The sequence below is a fragment of the Pseudomonas sp. HS-18 genome, from assembly GCF_020401845.1.
Lineage (GTDB): Bacteria > Pseudomonadota > Gammaproteobacteria > Pseudomonadales > Pseudomonadaceae > Pseudomonas > Pseudomonas nitroreducens.
The window spans coordinates 3,522,852-3,539,649 of record NZ_CP084413.1; the positions used below are offsets into that span (position 1 = coordinate 3,522,852).

Below are 16,798 nucleotides of genomic sequence, written 5' to 3' on the forward strand. Positions count from 1 at the left end.
TGAGGAACCTGCCCATGCCCCGCCTGCTTGCCCTCTCCTGCCTGAGCCTCGCGCTCGGCCTGGTACCCACGGCCTTTGCCGCCACCGCCTACGTGTCCAACGAGAAGGACAACAACCTCAGCGTCATCGACCTGGATACCCTGGCCGTCACCGGCACCATCGACACCGGCAAGCGCCCGCGCGGCCTGGCGCTGTCCCACGACAACAAGCTGCTGTACGTCTGCGCCAGCGATTCGGACACCGTGCAGGTGATCGACCTGGCCACCCGCAAGATCATCAAGCAACTGCCCTCGGGCGCCGACCCCGAGCAGTTCGCCCTGCACCCCAACGACCGCTGGCTGTATGTCTCCAACGAGGACGATGCGCTGGTCACTGTGGTCGATACCCAGACCGCCCAGGTGCTCGGGCAGATCGACGTCGGCGTCGAGCCAGAAGGCATGGCGGTGAGCCCGGATGGCAAGTGGGCGGTGAACACCAGCGAGACCACCAACATGCTGCACTGGATCGACACCGCGACCCAGAAGCTGGTGGACAGCACCCTGGTGGACCAGCGCCCGCGCCACGCCGAGTTCACCCACGACGGCTCGCAGGTCTGGGTCTCGGCGGAGATCGGCGGCACCGTCAGCGTGGTCGACACCGCCAGCCGCCAGATCCTCAAGACCTTGCGCTTCGCCATCCAGGGCGTGCACCCGGACAAGGTGCAGCCGGTGGGCGTGCAACTGACCCGCGATGGCAAGTACGCCTTCGTCGCCCTCGGCCCGGCCAACCATGTGGCGGTGGTGGATGCGAAGACGTTCGAGGTGCTCGACTACCTGCTGGTGGGCCGCCGCGTCTGGCACCTGGCGTTCACCCCGGACGAGAAGACCCTGCTGGCCACCAACGGCGTCAGCGGCGATGTCTCGGTGATCGATGTCGCCTCGCGCAAGGTCACCAAGTCGATCAAGGTGGGCCGCTATCCGTGGGGCGTGGTGGTGACGCCATGAATGCGCTGACGGTCCGCGACCTCGGCTTCTCCTACGGCCCGCGCCGCGCCCTCGACGGCCTGGAGTTCGAGCTCCCCGCCGGGCGCTTCACCGCCCTGCTGGGGCCCAACGGTGCCGGCAAGTCCACCCTGGTTGCCCTGCTCACCCGGCTCTACGACCTGCAGCAGGGCGAGATCGACGTGCTCGGCTACAGCCTGCGCCAGCAGCCGCGCCTGGCCCTGCGCCAGCTCGGCGTGGTGTTTCAGCAGAGCACCCTGGACCTGGACCTGAGCGTGGAGCAGAACCTGCGCTACCACGCCGCCCTGCATGGCCTGCCGCGCAGCGTGGCGCACGAACGGATCGACGCCGAACTGGCCCGCCAGCACTTGCAGGAGCGCCGTCGCGACAAGGTCCGTGCGCTCAATGGCGGCCATCGCCGCCGCGTGGAGATCGCCCGCGCGCTGCTGCATCGGCCACGCCTGCTGCTGCTCGACGAGGCCAGCGTCGGGCTCGACCCGGCGGCGCGCCAGGCGCTCAACAACCATGTGCGCCGGCTGTGCCGCGAGGATGGCCTGGCGGTGCTCTGGACCACCCACCTGCTGGATGAGGTGCGCGACGAGGATGCGCTGCTGGTGCTCGATCGCGGCCGCCTGGTCGCCCGTGGCGAGGCGCGGGACATCTGCGCGGCGGACGCCGGCAACCTGGAGCGCACCTTCCACCGCCTGACCCGCCTGGAGGCCTGCGCATGAGTACCCTGGAGAGCCCGCGGCTCGGTCCTGCCGCCTACTGGCAATGCCTGTGCGGCATCGTCAGGCGCGAATGGCTGCGCTTCGTCCTGCAACGCTCGCGTTTCCTCAGCGCGCTGGTGCGGCCGCTGCTCTGGTTGCTGGTGTTCGCCGCCGGCTTCCGCGCCGCGCTGGGTATTTCGATCATCGAGCCGTACGACACCTACGTCACCTACGAGACCTACATCGTGCCGGGGCTGTGCTGCATGATCCTGCTGTTCAATGGCATGCAGGGCTCGCTGTCGATGGTCTACGACCGCGAGATGGGCAGCATGCGCGTGCTGCTGACCAGCCCGCTACCGCGTGCCTTCCTGCTCGCCAGCAAGCTGTTGGCCACCGCGCTGGTGTCGCTGTTGCAGGTCTACGCCTTCCTGCTCATCGCCTGGCTGTATGGCGTGCAGCCGCCGCCGATGGGGCTGGTTGCCGCGCTACCGGCATTGCTGCTGGCCGCCCTGCTGCTGGGCGCGCTGGGGTTGCTGCTGTCCAACGGCATCCGCCAGCTGGAGAACTTTGCCGGGGTGATGAATTTCGTCATCTTCCCTCTGTTCTTCCTCTCCTCCGCGCTCTACCCGTTGTGGAAGATGCGCGAGGCCAGCCAGTGGTTGTACTGGCTGTGCGCGCTGAACCCGTTCAGCCACGCCGTGGAACTGCTGCGCTTCGCCCTGTACGAGCGCTTCAATCCGCTGGCCAGTGGCGTCTGCCTGGGCCTGACGCTGCTCTTCGCCGGCCTTGCCGTGCTGACCTTCAACCCGCAGCACGCCGCCCTGCGCAAGGGGTGAAATCTCCTACTTTGGTACGGGTTTGCCCCTCCGGACGTCGAATTTCCAAAGCGGCAGCGCCGGCATCTAATGGCCACTACAAGAAGAACTAATCAGAGATACCGCCATGCCTCGCCTTGCCACTGCCCTGTACGGCCACGTGAGCGGCTGCCTCGCCGCATGCCTGCTCAGCCTGACGCTTCTGGCCGCGCAGGCCGACGACACGCCGCTGTTCTCCGCAGACGGCTATCGCCAGGCCCAGTACCGCAGCCCGACGCCGCCTTCCGCCGACCACGCCGTCACCCTCGACACCCCCGCCCTGCAGGCGCTGCTCAAGCGCGAGCCGAAGGCCCGGCTGGTGGACGTTTACCGCCGCACCTTCTTGAACGGCCAGTTCGTCGAAGATGAAAAGCACCGCAACCTGCCCGGCAGCCTGTGGCTGGCCAACGTCGGCACCGGCATCCTGGAACCGCAGTGGCAGGCCTACTTCGAACACAATCTCGCCCAACTCACCGAGGGCGATGCCAAGCGGCCGCTGGTGTTCTACTGCCGCTCCGACTGCTGGATGAGCTGGAACGCCATCCGCCGCGCGCATGCGCTGGGCTATGCCAGCCTCTACTGGTACCGTGACGGTATCGACGCCTGGGAGCAGGCGGGACTGCCCTTGCAGGACGCCCAGCCGCAACCCCTGAAGTAACTTGCAATCACCGCCCATAACGACAACAACGAGGTGCAGGCCATGTACAAGATCCTGATCGCCGACGATCACCCGCTGTTCCGCGAGGCGATCCACAACGTCATCGCCGACGGCTTCCCCGGCAGCGAAGTGATGGAGACCGCCGACCTCGACAGCGCCCTGGGCCTGACCCAGGAACACGACGATCTCGACCTGATCCTGCTCGACCTGAACATGCCCGGCATGCATGGCCTGAATGGCCTGATGAGCCTGCGCAACGAGGCGCCGACCATTCCCGTGGTGATCGTCTCCGCCGAGCAGGACAAACAGGTCGTCCTGCAGGCCATCACCTACGGCGCCGTAGGCTTCATCACCAAGTCCTCACCGCGCGTGCAGATGACCGAGGCCATCGAACAGATCCTCAACGGCAACGTCTACCTGCCGTCGGACATCATCCGCACCCAGAAGTCCTCGCCACGCCGCAGCGGCCAGGAAGACCACAGCATCCCGCCAGAACTGCTGCAGGCACTGACCCGCAAGCAACTGCTGGTGCTGGAGCGGATGACCAAGGGCGAGTCGAACAAGCAGATCGCCTACAACCTGGAGATCGCCGAGACCACGGTGAAGGCCCACGTCTCCGCCATCCTGCGCAAGCTGAAGGTGCACAACCGCGTGCAGGCGATTCTCTGCGCGGGCGACATCGACTTCGCCGCCTACCTGCGTCGCTGAAACTTTCATCAGCGTGCCGCTGAGACCGCTACCGGGAACCACTCGATGCCCTCCACCCGCACCCTGAGCCTCACCGGCCTGGCGATGCTTGCCTTCGCCGGCAACTCCATCCTCTGCCGCCTGGCGCTCAAGGCCGCCAGCATCGACGCGGTGAGCTTCACCGGCATCCGCATCCTCTCCGGCGCGCTGATGCTTGCCGTGCTGCTCAGACTGCGCCGCCGCGCCGCCAGCGAAGGGGGCAACTGGCGCGCAGCAGCGGCGCTGTTCGTCTACGCCGCGGCCTTCTCCTACGCCTACGTGCAGCTGGATGCGGGTACCGGCGCCCTGCTGCTGTTCGGCGCGGTGCAGGTGACCATGATCCTGGTCGGCCTGCTGCGCGGCGAACGCCTGCACGGCCAGGCGCTGCTCGGCTTCCTGCTGGCTCTGGGCGGGCTGCTCGCCCAGCTGCTGCCCAGCGCCAGCGCGCCGCCGTTGGCCGGCGCGCTGCTGATGCTGCTGTCGGGTGTGGCCTGGGGGCTGTATTCGTTGCTGGGTCGCCAGGGCAGCGATCCGCTGGCGATCACCACCGGCAATTTCGCGCGCGCCATTGCCTTTGCGGCCTTGCTGGCGGCTTGCTTCCACGCCGATCTGCGGGTGGATGCGATGGGTGTCGTCTATGCCGTGCTGTCCGGCGCGGTGGCGTCGGGCATCGGCTACGCGATCTGGTACAGCGCACTACCGGGTCTGTCGGCGATCCAGGGCGCTTCGGTGCAGTTGAGCGTACCCATTCTCGCCGCCCTTTCCGGCGCCGTGCTGCTCGGCGAGGCGATCAGCCTGCGCCTGGCACTGGTGTCATTGGCGGTGCTCGGCGGGATCGCGCTGATCCTGCTGGCCAAGGTGCGCGCTCCGGCCGCCCAGCGGGCCTGATTCAATCTGTTTTTTGCAGGAGCGAGCTTGCTCGCGAACGATGTTTCCGCGTTGAGCGGTTCGCGAGCAAGCTCGCTCCTACTATTCGTGGGCCTGGGAAGGTCCGTGCAAGCTATTACCCTCTCCCAGAGGATGGGGGCGTATGGTGCAGGATATAACCACAACTTCAGCCTGTACGGACTCCCCCTCTCCCCTTGGGAGAGGGCTGGGGTGAGGGCCGGCCCGAGCGCCGAAACTACCCGCACACTACGGCGCCCAAATCAGTGGGCGCTATCGATCAGATGGCACAGCGCGGTCTTCAGCTTCATCGGCCGCACCGGCTTGTGCATCAGCGTGTGCCCCAGCTCGCGGATCTGCTGCTTCAGCTCGTTGCTGTAGTTGGCGGTGATCATCAGCGCCGGTAGCGGCGTGCCGCGTCGGGCGTTGATCGAGGCGACGGCATCGACGCCGTTCAGCCCCTCGTCCAGGTGGTAATCGACGATCAACAGGTCCGACTCGGCATGGAAATTATCGACCTGCCGCGCCAGGTCCTCCTCCGACAGCGCGGTCACCACCTGGCAACCCCAGGTTTCCAGCAGCGTGCGCATGCCGGCGCAGATCGCGGCATCGTTATCCAGCACCCAGACGCGCGACCCGCGCAGGCGCTCCACCAGGTCGTCGGCGGTACGCTCCGGTTCCGGTTCGGTGCGCGCCACGCGGCGAGCCAAGGGGACTTCGATGGAAAAACGCGACCCCTTGCCCAGCGCCGACTCCACCTGGATACGATGGCCGAGCATGCGTGCGATCTTCTCGACGATCGCCAGCCCCAGCCCCAGCCCGCGGTCCTGGTGAAAGCGCTGCACGTCACCGCGTTTGAACTCCTGGAATATCTCGCCGAGCTTGTCCGCGGCGATGCCCACGCCGGTGTCCCAGACCTCGATCCACAGGCTGTGCCGGCGCCGCCGGCAGCCCAGCAGCACGCGCCCCGAAGGCGTGTAGCGGATGGCGTTGGTCAGCAGGTTGCGCAGGATCCGCGCCAGCAGCTGGATATCGCTGCGCACCTGGGCGCCGCACGGCACGAAATCCAGCACCAGGCCTTCGCTGGCGGCGACCTGGCGGTACTCGGCTGCGAGGTTGCCGAGCAGTTCGCTGACGTCGAACGAGGCGATGTCCGGCTTGATCACCCCGGCATCCAGCTTGGAGATGTCCACCAGAGTACCGAGCAGGGTTTCAACATCCTCCAGCGACTGGCTGATGTTGCGTACCAGCACCTCACCGCTGCGCTCCTGCAGCGCGCTGGTGAACAGCCGCGCGGCGTTCAGCGGCTGCAACAGGTCATGGCTGACGGCGGCGAGGAACTTGGTCTTCGACAGGTTGGCCTGCTCCGCCTCGCGCTTGGCCTCGCGCAGCCGGCCCTCGACCTGGCTGCGTTCGTCGATCTCGCGCTTGAGCTGGTCGTTGAGGCTGGTCAGCTCGGCGGTGCGCTCACGCACCCGCTGCTCCAGGTTCTGGTAGGCCTGGTGCAGCGCCTCGGCGGTGCGGCGGCGCTCGGTGATGTCGCGGATCAGCACGAACAACCCGCTCACCGTGCCGTCGGCCTGTCGGTTGGGCACGTAGGAGCGCTGCATGTAGCGCTCCTGCCCGGCCAGGTTGGTCTCGGCAATCTCGAAGGTCACGCTTTCGCCCGACAGCGCGCGCTCGAAGTACGGCTCCAGCCGCTGGCAGTGTTCGGCGCTGTGCACCTCGCGCAGGTTGCGCCCGAGCATCGAGCCGCTGGGCCAGCGGTACCACTCCTCGTAGACCTTGTTGGTGAAGTCGTAGTCGAGGTCGGCGGTGAGGTAGGCGATCAGCGCCGGTACCTGGTCGGTGATCAGGCGAATCCAGCGCTCGCTCTCACGCAGCGCTTCAGCGTGGCGATAGCGCTCGGTGATGTCGGTGAAGGTGTTGACGAAGCCACCGGTAGGCAGCGCGTGGGTGCGAATCTCGAGCATGCGGCCGTCGAACAGTCTCTGCTCGATCACCCCTTCCGCCTCCCCCTTGCGCGGCCGGCTGCGTGGAGTCAGCAGCGGCAGCTCGCTGTCGGCCATGACCTCGGCAAAGGGTCGGTGTGCCCCGATCGGCGCCAGCCCACAAAGCTCCAGGAAGCGCCGGTTCCACAGTTCCAGCGCGCCATCGGCGCCGACCATGGCCACACCCTGGGACAGGTTATCCACGGCGCGCTGCAGCAGGTGCGACTTCTGCGCCACCGCCTGTTCGCGGCGGGCCATCTCATTCTGCTTGATCTCGGTGATGTCGCTGTAGAGCACGACCAGGCCACCGTCGCGGGTCGGCCGCTCGGTGACGCGCACCCAGCGGTCGTTGCGCAGGCGATAGAGGGTGTGTTCGTCGTCGCTGCTGCGCTGTTCCTCGACGATCAACCCGCTGCTCTGTGCCAGACGGCGCACTTCGGCAAGCCGCGTCCCTGCACCGACACGGGCGCGGGTCTGCGCCCAGAACGCCCGGAAGCGCTCGTTGTAGAGGACGATGCGCTGTTGCGGATCGAACAGCACGAAGGCGTCGGAGATGCTCTCGATGGCGTCGAGCAGGTGCTGGTGCGCGGTCTCGGCGCGCAGGCGGGCATCGCTGAGCAACTGGTTGCTGGACTTCAGCTCGACCATCGCCTCGCTCAGCGCGTCGGTGCGCTCGCGCACCTGCTCGGCCAGTACCACCGAATGCTGGAAGGCGCCGTACGCGTTGTCGCCGCGCGACGTGGCCGACTCGACACGCTCGATCAGCGCTGCATTGATCCGCTGCAGCTTGTGGTTGTCGCGCTCCAGCTCGTCGATCCGCGCGTGCAGCTCAGCCTCCGGCGTTGCCCCGAGGACGGCCAATGGCGACACCGGTGAAGGTCTGGTTGATATGCATGCCATTGAATTGTTCCCCGTAGGTGTTGAAGCCGATCACCTGCTGGCTGCGGAGGAACTCGGCGGTGGGCTCGGTATCGCCGGCCACCTCCAGCTCCAGCCGCCGCAGGAAGCAGTCGCAGCCGATCGTCAGCAGTGGCGGGCCGAGGCGCTCGTGCAGGCGCTGGAACTGCGCCTGGAGCCCCGGCAGCAGCGGGCCGGTGCTCATGGCGGTGAGGACGATGCCGTTCTCCACAGCGCAGTAGAAGGTCAGGCTGAGGTCATCGTTGATCTGCTGGATCGAACGCACGTAGTACTGGTCGCGCACCCGCACCGCCAGCGGGTGCGCCGGGAACAGCGAGAAGTCCAGTTGCTCCAGCGGCACCCCGACCAGGCGGGCGAATTCCAGCGCTGCCGGTTCTGCGTTGAGCTCCAGCACGCGGCGGCTGTCGCTGTCGGCGCGGGTGACCACCAGCTTCTCCTCGCTCGGCAGCACGTGGTGGGTGGTGAACACCTCGAAGTCGAGCCAGGTGTTGAACAGCACCACCACCGCCGCCCCCGTGTGGAACTGGCCCTGGTAGAAGACGTGGGTGTGGGTCAGGTGATTATCGTCACCGGCCGAGCCGCCGAAATGCGGGATGGCACCGAGCGCAGCACTGAGCGCGGCGAGCACCACTTCCTCACGGCTGGAGAGACCGTCGAGCAGGGTCAGGGCGAAACTGTGGTCCTTGATCGGCGCCAGCCCGGCGCTGCGACAGTCCGCCACCAGCGACTCGACCATCTGCTGCGCGTCGATCAGGCTGAAGCGCTCCATCTCGTCCACCAGCGCACAGGAGATGGCGAAGCTGCGCAGGTCGAAGCCCACGGCGGTGACGCAGCCACGCCCATAACCCTGCGGGGTGATCTCGCCGGCGGTGGTGCAGCCGGCCAGGTCGATACCGCCGAAGTACTGCTCCAGCGCGGCGGCCAGCGCTGGCAGGTCGTATTCGGCGGAACAGAAGAACAGCACGAAGCCCAGGTTCGGATGGATCAGCTGGCGCGCCAGGTCCTGGGCGACCGCCTCGACGTCGCGGGCATCGGACATGCCGCGAACGACTCCTTGTGTTTCGTGCATGGCGTACGCCCAGTCAGGATATCGACGCTGGCATTCTACGAAGCGGCCGGGGCGCGCCCCATGCTACTTGGGTCGCGGCGGGTCTATCCGAAAGTAGCGGGATGTCTGTAGGAGCGGGCTTGCTCGCGAACAAGCTCCGCGACTTCACTGTAGAAGCCGCGACGCTTTGGGTTTTGTTGTTATGCGCCGCTTCGGCGTGTGCTGAAAGACTTCGTTTCGCCCCCTCGGGCGACCCACTTTGGAAATACGGATGGCCGCCCCACCCAAAGTAGGCAAAGGTCTTGCCCCTGCATCCGGCTTTTCGGAGTTCCAGGGGCCCGCGGCATCCATGTCGCTCAACCCCTGAACTCCAATTCAACGAGGCCTCCTGAAGGGGCACTCCAGAGCATGCGGGTATTCCAATGGAAGACCTCAAAGTCCAGAGCCAGAGCCATTCCGTAGGGCGCATAACCCGGAACGGGGTATCCGCCGATTGCCACAACGGCGGATAACGCCGACGCGTTATGCGGCCTACGGTGTGAGGAGGCGGCCTCGCGACCCAACGGAATGGCTTGTTGCATCAGGCAGCGGGCCAGAACAGCAACGTCAGTACCAGCATCCCGGCGTAGAACCCCGTCTCCACCGTCTCCGTCCACGGCTGAATCCTGCGCAGCGCGCCGTAGATGTGCACCACCACCATGAATCCCGCCACCGCCGCCAGCACCTCGAAAGTGGTCAGCAGCGCCTCGCCGGTCAGCGCCGCGCGCAGCATCAAGGCTTCGACGATGAGGATGAACGCCCCCAGGCAGCGCCCGAAATACGCCGCAAGATCGGTGTGTTCCGGCAACTGCCACTGCATCACCCGCGCCCACAGCAGCGGCACCAGGAAGATGGGCAGGGCGAACACCAGGGTGGTGGCGATGGACAGAACCAGCAGGTAAGTCTGCGCGTGCGCGCTCCACGATCCGATCATGACGAGCCTTCCTTGAAGTGAAGAAAAAAGGCGGGCGACACGCTGTGCCGACCCGCCGAAATGCAGCCAAAGGAGTTGGGGGATTACCAGTTGAGGACGGCGCCCACTGCGAAGGTGTCGGTGTCCTCGCTGACGGTGGAGCCCTTGCGGCCGTCGATTTCGTAGACGTTGTACTCGGCTACCAGCTTCAGGTTGTCGTTGATGGTGCGGAAGTAGGCGATGCCCTTGGTGGAGTAGTCCGCCGCGCTGCCCAGGCCGTTGCCGTCGTCGCGGGTCTCGCCGGTGGACAGCGCTACACGGTTCTTGCCCCAGCTGTAGGAGCCCTGCAGCAGCACGCCGCGGCTGTCCACTTCGCGCAGCGCGGCTTCGCCGGCGTTGTTGGTGAAGAACGGGTTGATGCCCTTGGCGGTGAAGCCCGAGCCGGTCAGCGAGAGGCCGCCCATCTTCGCCTGGATGCCGTAGCCCAGGCCCTTGGAGGTCACGCTGTCGACTTCGTCGTTGGTGTTCTTCGAGGTCTGGTAGGCGCCGTTGACCCAGCTGTAGATCTGCGCGCCGCCGACATCGAACTGGTAACTGATCTCGCTCTCGTAGCGCGGGTTGTCCTGGTAGGCCTTGTCGTCGAGGCCGTCGCTGGCGTCCTTGTCGATCTGGTTGGTGTCGATCGGGTCCATGATGCCGACAGCGACGCGTAGACCATCCACCAGGTTGTTGTTGCGGTAGGTGATCTGCGAGGTCGGGAACGGGTACGGGTAGCCGGTGCCGATGTTGCCGAAGGACACGCCCTTGCCGTCCACCAGGCCGAGGGTGTCGCTGGCGTTGCCGAAGCCGGCGAGCAGTTCGTCGAGGAAGATGTTGGAGCGCGAGAACAGGCCGAAGTCCTTGCCGATCAGCACCTCGCCCCAGTCGCCGGCGACATTGCCGTAGAACTGGCGAACGTCGATGGCGGTATCGGTGCCGTCCTGCTCGCTGTCGTTGATGGTCACCCAGAACGACGAGCGCCCGGTGAGGGTCAGGCCGTCGATCTTCTTGCCGAAATTGAAGCCGATGTAGTTGGGCAGGAAGCCCATCTTCACCCGCGACTGGCGGCGGTCGTAGGTATCGCCGTTGCGGTCGACGTCGCTGTTCACATAGAAGGCGTTGAAGTAGCCGTCGGTGGAAAAGGTGGTGTCATCCTTGTCGTACAGCAGGATGTCGGCGCGAGCCCCGCTCGACGCTGAAGATAGGGCCAGGGTGGCCAGTGCCAGCGGAAGAAGCTGGCGGCGGACGGCGATGTTGTTCTTGTTCATGGCGCTCTCCGGGTGAATGGAACGACTGCGGTTTCAGTCGTGGCGGAGGCGATTATCGAAATGGCGAAAGCCGCGCCATACGCTGCTTTGGCGCCGTTTCACCGGGCCCTTCGGGCGTTCTGCGAGAGCGCTGCGCAAGGCTCTGCGACCGCCACTACCTCAGGCTCGCGGCGATGGTCGCGCAGGGTCGCGACCGCCGGGCCACTACCTGGGACCCGCCCCAGGGAGCAGGTCGCGGGGCGTAAGGCAGAAGTCGACCGGGCGACCGCCTTGCGGACGGTACCCTCGGTCGAAAGTACGAGTCTCAGGCGCGGCTGAGCAGCAGCCAGTGGCCGCCCTGGGCAGAGGTCAGCGCGGAATGCGCGGCGCGTAGCTCGGTGCCGCAGAGGCTCTCCAGGGCCTCGGCCATGAGTGCCCGGTGAGGCGGCAGGACACCCGCCAACTGGTCATGCCAGGCCTGCTGCAGACGCTCGGCGAAATCGCCCGGCGCGCGGGCCAGTTCGGCAGCCAGCGAAGCACGCAGGCTGTCGACACGCTGCGGCTCGATGCGCAGCAGGGCCTCGCCCTGCTGGTAGAGGAAGCTGTCCACCTCGGCCTGCAATTCAACAGCCGAGAGCAACGGCGACTGCACTGCGAAGAGGATGCCGCGCCGCATGCCTATCTGGCGGAAACCACAGTACAGCGCATAAGCCAGCTGCCGTTCACCGCGCAGCCAATGGAAGAAAGCCGGCTCCAGCACACGCGCCAGCAGGCGCCACGCGGCTTCGTCCGCCACCGAGCGGGACACCAGTGGGCAGAACAGCAGCAACGCTGCTTCACCCGGCGTCTCCAGCACCTGGCGCTGACGGCCGGGCGGCCCGCTGCGCGGTGGCAGCGGGCTGGCGCTCGAGTGATCGGCCAGGGTATCCGGCAACTCGATACCCAGGGCCAGGGCGTCCCAGTGAGCAGCCGACCAGTCCGGCAGCGCTTCGCTGTCCCCCGCCAGCACCTGCGGCAGCAGGTCGATCAATTGACGGATGGGCATTTCGCCTTCGCGGCGACGGCGTTCGGCCGCCAGCAGGCGCGCGCCCTGCCCCAGTACTGCGGCTGGAGGATGCTGGAGGGCATTGATAGCGCACTCGGCTAGGTCGGCGAGCTGGTTTCTGGCGCCGGACAGCAGCAGCGCCCAGTCACTTTCCAGGGCTTCCAGGCGCAGCGTGACACCTTCGTGCCGCGCCGCGCCAGCCAACGGGCGCAACACCTGCCGGGCACTGAGGAAGGCCTGTCGACCCGGCGCCTGGGGGAAGCGCCAGCGCAGGTGCAGGGCCGCTGGCTCGCTGTCGGCCGGAAGCTGCGTCGGTGTAAAGGACCAGGGCTCGGCACGCAGCGGTTCGGCGGCGCGCTTCGCGCAGCGCACGACGTCGAGAATGAAGCCGGCCGAGGTCAGGGATTCGCCGATCACCAACTCCGAGGCCAGCAGGCGGATCATTCGCGACGCCACCAATTGGCCGAGCCAGACCGATGACGCGTCGCTGCGCGCTCTGCGCTGCAACTGCGCCAATGACCCCGTTGCCCCATCGGCAGGCGCAGCGGCGAGCACATCCGCCGGCAACTTGCGCAGCGCCTCCAGCCAGGAGAGAAAGGCCGACTCCACGAGATCGGCCGTGGACGCTTCGGCCAGTTCGAAATCGAAACGCAGCAACGCCTGGCCGTCGGCGAAGCGACTCAGGCGCGCACGAGCACTGTCGGCCAGCCCGTTCTGCCCCAGGCAGGCCAGCAGCGAGCCGGGCGCCTCGTCGGCCAGCCAGCCCTGCAGTTGCTCCAGCAGCGCGCCGCCCTCGCCCGCCATGCCATCCAGGGCGAATGCCAGGACCAGCCGTGGCGCACCCGGCAGGCGCAGTTTCAGCTCCTCACCGCTGAGCGGCAGAAGGGATTCCCGGCCAGTGCTTGCAACGGCCGCGCCCAGGGGAAACACACTCCCTTCACGCTCCGCCAGTATCGCCAGCTCTTCCAGTGTTTGCGGGCCCTGCAACCAGAGTTCCAGCGCACCGCCGACCTGGCAGGAGCGGATGAAATCACGCAGCGCCTGCTGGAACTCGGCGCTTTCCACCTTCAAGGTGTCGCGCCGGCCGGCCACGAAGCGTCCCAGCGCGTGCCCCGGCGCCACCGCCAAGGCCAGGGCGGCGTCGATCAGGGTATCGGGATCGCGGCCGCGGGCAAGAAACTCGGCCTCCAGCACTTCGCGTTCGGCCACCTGCACGGCTTCATCCAGGCGTGGTCGCGCGAGCATGCCCAGCAGGCGTGCCAATCCGTCCCCCAGTGCATCGGCCGGCACCTCGAAGAAGTAGTCGGTCTGCCGCGCGCGGGTGCTGGCGTTGACCCGCCCTCCGCGCGCCTGCACCCAGGGCATCAGTCGCTCACCCTCGACGAAGCGTTCGCCGCAGAGGAACAGCAGGTGTTCGGTGAAATGCGCAAGGCCGGGAAAGGCTTCGGGCTCGTCGTGGCTGCCACGGGCAATGCGCAGCAGCGCAGCGGCGTGGCTGGCGCCGGGAGCATGAATGACAGTGGCACGCAGGCCGTTGGCGAGAATCAGGGTCTTGGCGGGGAGATTGTTCATCGACATCCGGTCCGGTTCATGGCCGACACCATCGCCCAAGCCGGGGCAAAGGGAAATACGGCTTTGGCAGCAAATGTCCGCCGGCATTGGCCCGCCGCACTCGGGCGGCTACCATTCCCAGCTTCACCGCCCCTTCGGAATCTTCCCTCCATGAGCACCGCCCTGCTGATCATCGACGTCCAGTCCGACCTGTGCACCGGCGACTTCGCCTGTTTCGACATCGACAACGTGCTGCAGCGCATCAACAGCCTGAGCCACTCGGCGCGCGAGGCCGGCGTGCCGGTGGTGCTGGTGCAGCACGAGGATGACGATTTGCAGTATGGCAGCGCCGGCTGGCAGCTGGAACCGCGCCTGCTCACCCGTCACTCCGACCTGAAGGTGCGCAAGACCACCCCGGACTCCTTCCTGCGCACCGACCTGGGCGAACACCTGCATTCACGTGGCATCGATCACCTGGTGATCTGCGGCCTGCAGAGCGACTACTGCGTCGATACCACCACCCGCCGCGCACTGGCCCAGGGCTATGCGGTGACGCTGGTGGGCGATGCCCATTCCACCGTCGACAACGCCGTGCTCAGCGCCGCGCAGATCACCGCGCACCACAATGCGGTGCTGGGCAGCATCAGCAGTTTCGGCCCGCGCGCCAAGGTCGTGGCAACTGCCGACGTGCACTTCTGAAGCCCGCCACGAGATAGCCATGAACTTCGACTGGAACGACATTCCGATCCTCCTCGCCCTCGCCCGCCACGGCAGCATGAGCGCCGCCGGCCGCGCCCTGGGCGTCGATCCCTCGACCATGAGCCGGCGCCTGGTGGCGGCGGAAGCCGCGCTGCAGACGCGGCTGTTCATTCGCGACAACGCCGGCTACAAGGCCACCGACGCCGGCGAGGCCTTTCTCAGCCATGCCGAGCGCATCCTCGGCGATGTGCAGAGCATGCTGCTGGAGACCCGCGACGAAGCCAGCGCCATCAGCGGCAGCGTGCGCATCACGGCGGTGGACTTCCTCTTCAGCCACTGGCTGGTGCAGCACATGCCCCACCTGGCGCGCACCTACCCGAGCCTGCAGTTGCAGCTGATCCCGGCGAACCGTTCGTTGTCCTTCACCCGTCGCGAGGCCGACTTCGCGCTACGCCTGGCACGCCCGGCGGAAGACGCCGCACTGGTGATGCGCAAGGTCGCCGACATCGGTTTTGCCGTGTACGCGGCCACGTCCTTTTCCCGCGTGCCGGTGGAGCTGTGGCCACAGCAGGCCTGGCTGGGCTACGGCGAGGAACTCGACGATACGCCGGAGATGGCCTGGGTGCGGCGCTTCGCCCCCGGCGCCGGCTTCGCCCTGCGCGCCAGCAGCGTGACCACGCTGATCCATGCCTGCCAGAGCGGCCTGGGCATGGCCCTGCTGCCGTGCATCCTCGGTGATCGCGAAGGGTTGGTGCGGCTGTCCGGGCCGGTGGTCATGCGGGAAATCTGGCTGCTCAGCCACCGCGACGCCGGCCGCATCGGCCGCTTCCAGGCCGTCAGCGACTGGCTGCGCGAAGTGTTCGACCAGGATGCCGCGCAGCTCAGCGGCGAGCACCTGGACGCCCGCGTGCTGGGCCCGGTGGAAATCAGCCGCGGCTGACCATGAAGAAGCCCGGATGTCTTGCGACATCCGGGCTTGCTGCTGCCGGAACCGAATGCGTGGTTACGGTTGGACCGGCGGCAGGTACTGCAGGGTGGTGCCCAGCGCCCAGAGCAGGAACAGCACCAGCGGGATGTGCACCAGCAACTGGACGAAGCTGAAGCCGATCAGGTCGCGGGCCTTCAGGCCCAGCACCCCCAGCAGCGGCAGCATGTAGAACGGGTTGATCAGGTTCGGCAGCGCCTCGGCGGCGTTGTAGATCTGCACCGCCCAGCCCAGGTGGTATTGCAGCTCATTGGCCACCTGCATCACGTAGGGCGCCTCGATGATCCACTTGCCGCCGCCGGACGGGATGAAGAAGCCCAGCACCGCCGAGTACACGCCCATGAGCAGCGCATAGGTGTCGTGGGAGGCGATCTGCACGAAGAAGGTGGAGATATGGTGGGCGATGGTCGAGCCGTCGCCGCCCTTCACCGTGGTCAGGATCGCAGCGATAGAGCCATACAACGGGAACTGGATCAGCACACCGGTGGTGGTCGGCACGGCGCGCGCCACGGCATCAAGGAAGTTGCGCGGGCGCCAGTGCAGCAGCGCGCCGGCCATGATGAACAGCAGGTTGTAGGTATTCAGCCCGGAGATCGCGGTGATCGCCGGCTTGGTGCTGAACTCGTGGACCAGCCAGCCACCGGCCAGGGCCACCAGCATCAGGATCAGCAGCGGGCTGTGCTCCAGCCACTCGCCCGGGCGGGTCGCCTTCGGCGCGCTGGGCGGGGTGAAGCTGACGTCCACGCCGCAGGCCTTGGCATCGCGGGCGCTGCCGGCGCCTGGTGCGGTCATGTAGGCGATCACCAGCGACACCAGCACCAGGGCCAGCAGCATCACGCCGGATTGCCAGAGAAAGATGGTCTCGGTGAACGGGATGACGCCGGTGATCGCCAGGATCGACGGCGGCAGGCTGGCCGGGTTGGCCTGCAACTGCGCGGCGGACGACGACAGGCCCAGCGCCCATACCGCGCCCAGGCCCAGGTAGGCGGCTGCACCAGCGGCGCGGTAGTCCATCTTCAGGTCTTCGCGGCGAGCCAGTGCGCGCACCAGCAGGCCGCCGAACACCAGGGACAGGCCCCAGTTGAGCAGCGAAGCGACCATGGAGATCAGCGCGACCCAGGCCACCGCCGAGCGGCCGTTCTTCGGCACGCGGGCGAACAGGTCGATGAGCCTGGAAGCCGGGCCGGAGCTGGCAACCACGTAACCGCCGATGACCACGAAGGCCATCTGCATGGTGAAGGGAATCAGGCTCCAGAAGCCGTCACCAAAGGCCTTGGCGGTCTCCGTGGCCGGCGCGCCGATGGCCAGCGCGGCGACGGTGACGATCAGCACCGCGAGTGCGGCGAAGACCCAGGAGTCGGGGAACCAGCGTTCGGCCCAGTTGGAACAGGCCATGGCGAAGCGCGCGGAGCGGCTGTCCTGCAAGGCAGTGCCGGGGGTGTGCACGTGGGAATTCATAATGGTCTACCTCATTGTTCTTGTCATGGCTCAATTCGGATGAGCTCGTTGT

Annotated in this window: 14 protein-coding genes; 8 read left to right on the top strand and 6 right to left on the bottom strand. The window is 66.9% G+C overall.

Annotated features, from left to right (window positions below):
• Positions 1-14 precede the first annotated feature (14 nt).
• From LDJ84_RS16435 to LDJ84_RS16460, 6 genes are all read left to right on the top strand, one after another.
• Positions 15-983 carry a YVTN family beta-propeller repeat protein gene (locus tag LDJ84_RS16435; protein WP_024764458.1) on the top strand — a complete coding sequence of 323 codons (969 nt, stop codon included), beginning with the start codon at positions 15-17 and terminating at the stop codon, positions 981-983.
• Entirely contained in the window at positions 980-1,711 is a 732-nt protein-coding gene (locus LDJ84_RS16440; protein ID WP_024764457.1) for an ABC transporter ATP-binding protein, read from the top strand. Before LDJ84_RS16435 ends, LDJ84_RS16440 begins: the two co-directional genes overlap by 4 nt.
• Complete coding sequence (locus LDJ84_RS16445; RefSeq protein ID WP_024764456.1) at positions 1,708-2,526, top strand: ABC transporter permease; 819 nt, start codon at positions 1,708-1,710, stop codon at positions 2,524-2,526. Before LDJ84_RS16440 ends, LDJ84_RS16445 begins: the two co-directional genes overlap by 4 nt.
• Positions 2,527-2,632: 106 nt before the next feature.
• Positions 2,633-3,202: a PQQ-dependent catabolism-associated CXXCW motif protein gene (locus LDJ84_RS16450; protein ID WP_226045061.1), complete on the top strand. Its 570-nt coding sequence runs from the start codon at positions 2,633-2,635 to the stop codon at positions 3,200-3,202.
• A 42-nt stretch (positions 3,203-3,244) separates the two neighbouring features.
• A complete protein-coding gene (gene agmR / locus LDJ84_RS16455) occupies positions 3,245-3,910 on the top strand; it encodes a response regulator AgmR (protein WP_024764454.1) in 666 nt (221 codons plus the stop codon).
• A gap of 45 nt (positions 3,911-3,955) precedes the next feature.
• Positions 3,956-4,816, top strand: coding sequence for a DMT family transporter (locus LDJ84_RS16460; RefSeq protein WP_024764453.1), 861 nt, complete (start codon positions 3,956-3,958; stop codon positions 4,814-4,816).
• A gap of 260 nt (positions 4,817-5,076) precedes the next feature.
• Here LDJ84_RS16460 and nahK read toward each other — a convergent pair whose 3' ends face one another.
• The 5 genes from nahK to pqqF form a co-directional block, all read right to left on the bottom strand.
• Entirely contained in the window at positions 5,077-7,704 is a 2,628-nt protein-coding gene (gene nahK, locus LDJ84_RS16465; protein WP_081754004.1) for a hybrid sensor histidine kinase/response regulator NahK/ErcS', read from the bottom strand.
• Complete coding sequence (gene nosP, locus LDJ84_RS16470; RefSeq protein WP_024764451.1) at positions 7,634-8,791, bottom strand: nitric oxide-sensing protein NosP; 1,158 nt, start codon at positions 8,789-8,791, stop codon at positions 7,634-7,636. Before nosP ends, nahK begins: the two co-directional genes overlap by 71 nt.
• A gap of 559 nt (positions 8,792-9,350) precedes the next feature.
• Positions 9,351-9,743 carry a hypothetical protein gene (locus tag LDJ84_RS16475; protein WP_226045062.1) on the bottom strand — a complete coding sequence of 131 codons (393 nt, stop codon included), beginning with the start codon at positions 9,741-9,743 and terminating at the stop codon, positions 9,351-9,353.
• Positions 9,744-9,826: 83 nt separating this feature from the next.
• Positions 9,827-11,029, bottom strand: a complete 1,203-nt coding sequence (locus tag LDJ84_RS16480; RefSeq protein WP_024764449.1) for a porin — start codon at positions 11,027-11,029, stop codon at positions 9,827-9,829.
• A gap of 304 nt (positions 11,030-11,333) precedes the next feature.
• Positions 11,334-13,625 carry a pyrroloquinoline quinone biosynthesis protein PqqF gene (pqqF, locus tag LDJ84_RS16485; protein WP_226045063.1) on the bottom strand — a complete coding sequence of 764 codons (2,292 nt, stop codon included), beginning with the start codon at positions 13,623-13,625 and terminating at the stop codon, positions 11,334-11,336.
• A 150-nt stretch (positions 13,626-13,775) separates the two neighbouring features.
• Here pqqF and LDJ84_RS16490 point away from each other — a divergent pair, with 150 nt between their 5' ends.
• Both LDJ84_RS16490 and LDJ84_RS16495 read left to right on the top strand, forming a co-directional pair.
• The gene (locus LDJ84_RS16490) at positions 13,776-14,303 is read left to right on the top strand and encodes a cysteine hydrolase family protein (RefSeq protein WP_226045064.1); all 528 of its coding nucleotides are present in this window, start codon (positions 13,776-13,778) and stop codon (positions 14,301-14,303) included.
• Positions 14,304-14,322: 19 nt separating this feature from the next.
• Entirely contained in the window at positions 14,323-15,243 is a 921-nt protein-coding gene (locus LDJ84_RS16495) for a LysR family transcriptional regulator (RefSeq protein ID WP_024764447.1), read from the top strand.
• Positions 15,244-15,306: 63 nt separating this feature from the next.
• Here the strand turns inward: LDJ84_RS16495 and LDJ84_RS16500 are convergent, their stop codons facing one another.
• Entirely contained in the window at positions 15,307-16,746 is a 1,440-nt protein-coding gene (locus tag LDJ84_RS16500) for a short-chain fatty acid transporter (RefSeq protein WP_037013670.1), read from the bottom strand.
• Between the last annotated feature and the right edge of the window lie 52 nt (positions 16,747-16,798).

What these genes read in the sequence shown, in the direction of transcription:
- LDJ84_RS16435 (WP_024764458.1), top strand. Translation starts at nt 15, where the DNA reads ATGCCCCGCCTGCTTGCCCTCTCCTGCCTGAGCCTCGCGCTCGGCCTG.
- LDJ84_RS16440 (WP_024764457.1), top strand. Translation starts at nt 980, where the DNA reads ATGAATGCGCTGACGGTCCGCGACCTCGGCTTCTCCTACGGCCCGCGC.
- LDJ84_RS16445 (WP_024764456.1), top strand. Translation starts at nt 1,708, where the DNA reads ATGAGTACCCTGGAGAGCCCGCGGCTCGGTCCTGCCGCCTACTGGCAA.
- LDJ84_RS16450 (WP_226045061.1), top strand. Translation starts at nt 2,633, where the DNA reads ATGCCTCGCCTTGCCACTGCCCTGTACGGCCACGTGAGCGGCTGCCTC.
- agmR (WP_024764454.1), top strand. Translation starts at nt 3,245, where the DNA reads ATGTACAAGATCCTGATCGCCGACGATCACCCGCTGTTCCGCGAGGCG.
- LDJ84_RS16460 (WP_024764453.1), top strand. Translation starts at nt 3,956, where the DNA reads ATGCCCTCCACCCGCACCCTGAGCCTCACCGGCCTGGCGATGCTTGCC.
- nahK (WP_081754004.1), bottom strand. Translation starts at nt 7,704, where the DNA reads ATGGCATGCATATCAACCAGACCTTCACCGGTGTCGCCATTGGCCGTC.
- nosP (WP_024764451.1), bottom strand. Translation starts at nt 8,791, where the DNA reads ATGCACGAAACACAAGGAGTCGTTCGCGGCATGTCCGATGCCCGCGAC.
- LDJ84_RS16475 (WP_226045062.1), bottom strand. Translation starts at nt 9,743, where the DNA reads ATGATCGGATCGTGGAGCGCGCACGCGCAGACTTACCTGCTGGTTCTG.
- LDJ84_RS16480 (WP_024764449.1), bottom strand. Translation starts at nt 11,029, where the DNA reads ATGAACAAGAACAACATCGCCGTCCGCCGCCAGCTTCTTCCGCTGGCA.
- pqqF (WP_226045063.1), bottom strand. Translation starts at nt 13,625, where the DNA reads ATGAACAATCTCCCCGCCAAGACCCTGATTCTCGCCAACGGCCTGCGT.
- LDJ84_RS16490 (WP_226045064.1), top strand. Translation starts at nt 13,776, where the DNA reads ATGAGCACCGCCCTGCTGATCATCGACGTCCAGTCCGACCTGTGCACC.
- LDJ84_RS16495 (WP_024764447.1), top strand. Translation starts at nt 14,323, where the DNA reads ATGAACTTCGACTGGAACGACATTCCGATCCTCCTCGCCCTCGCCCGC.
- LDJ84_RS16500 (WP_037013670.1), bottom strand. Translation starts at nt 16,746, where the DNA reads ATGAATTCCCACGTGCACACCCCCGGCACTGCCTTGCAGGACAGCCGC.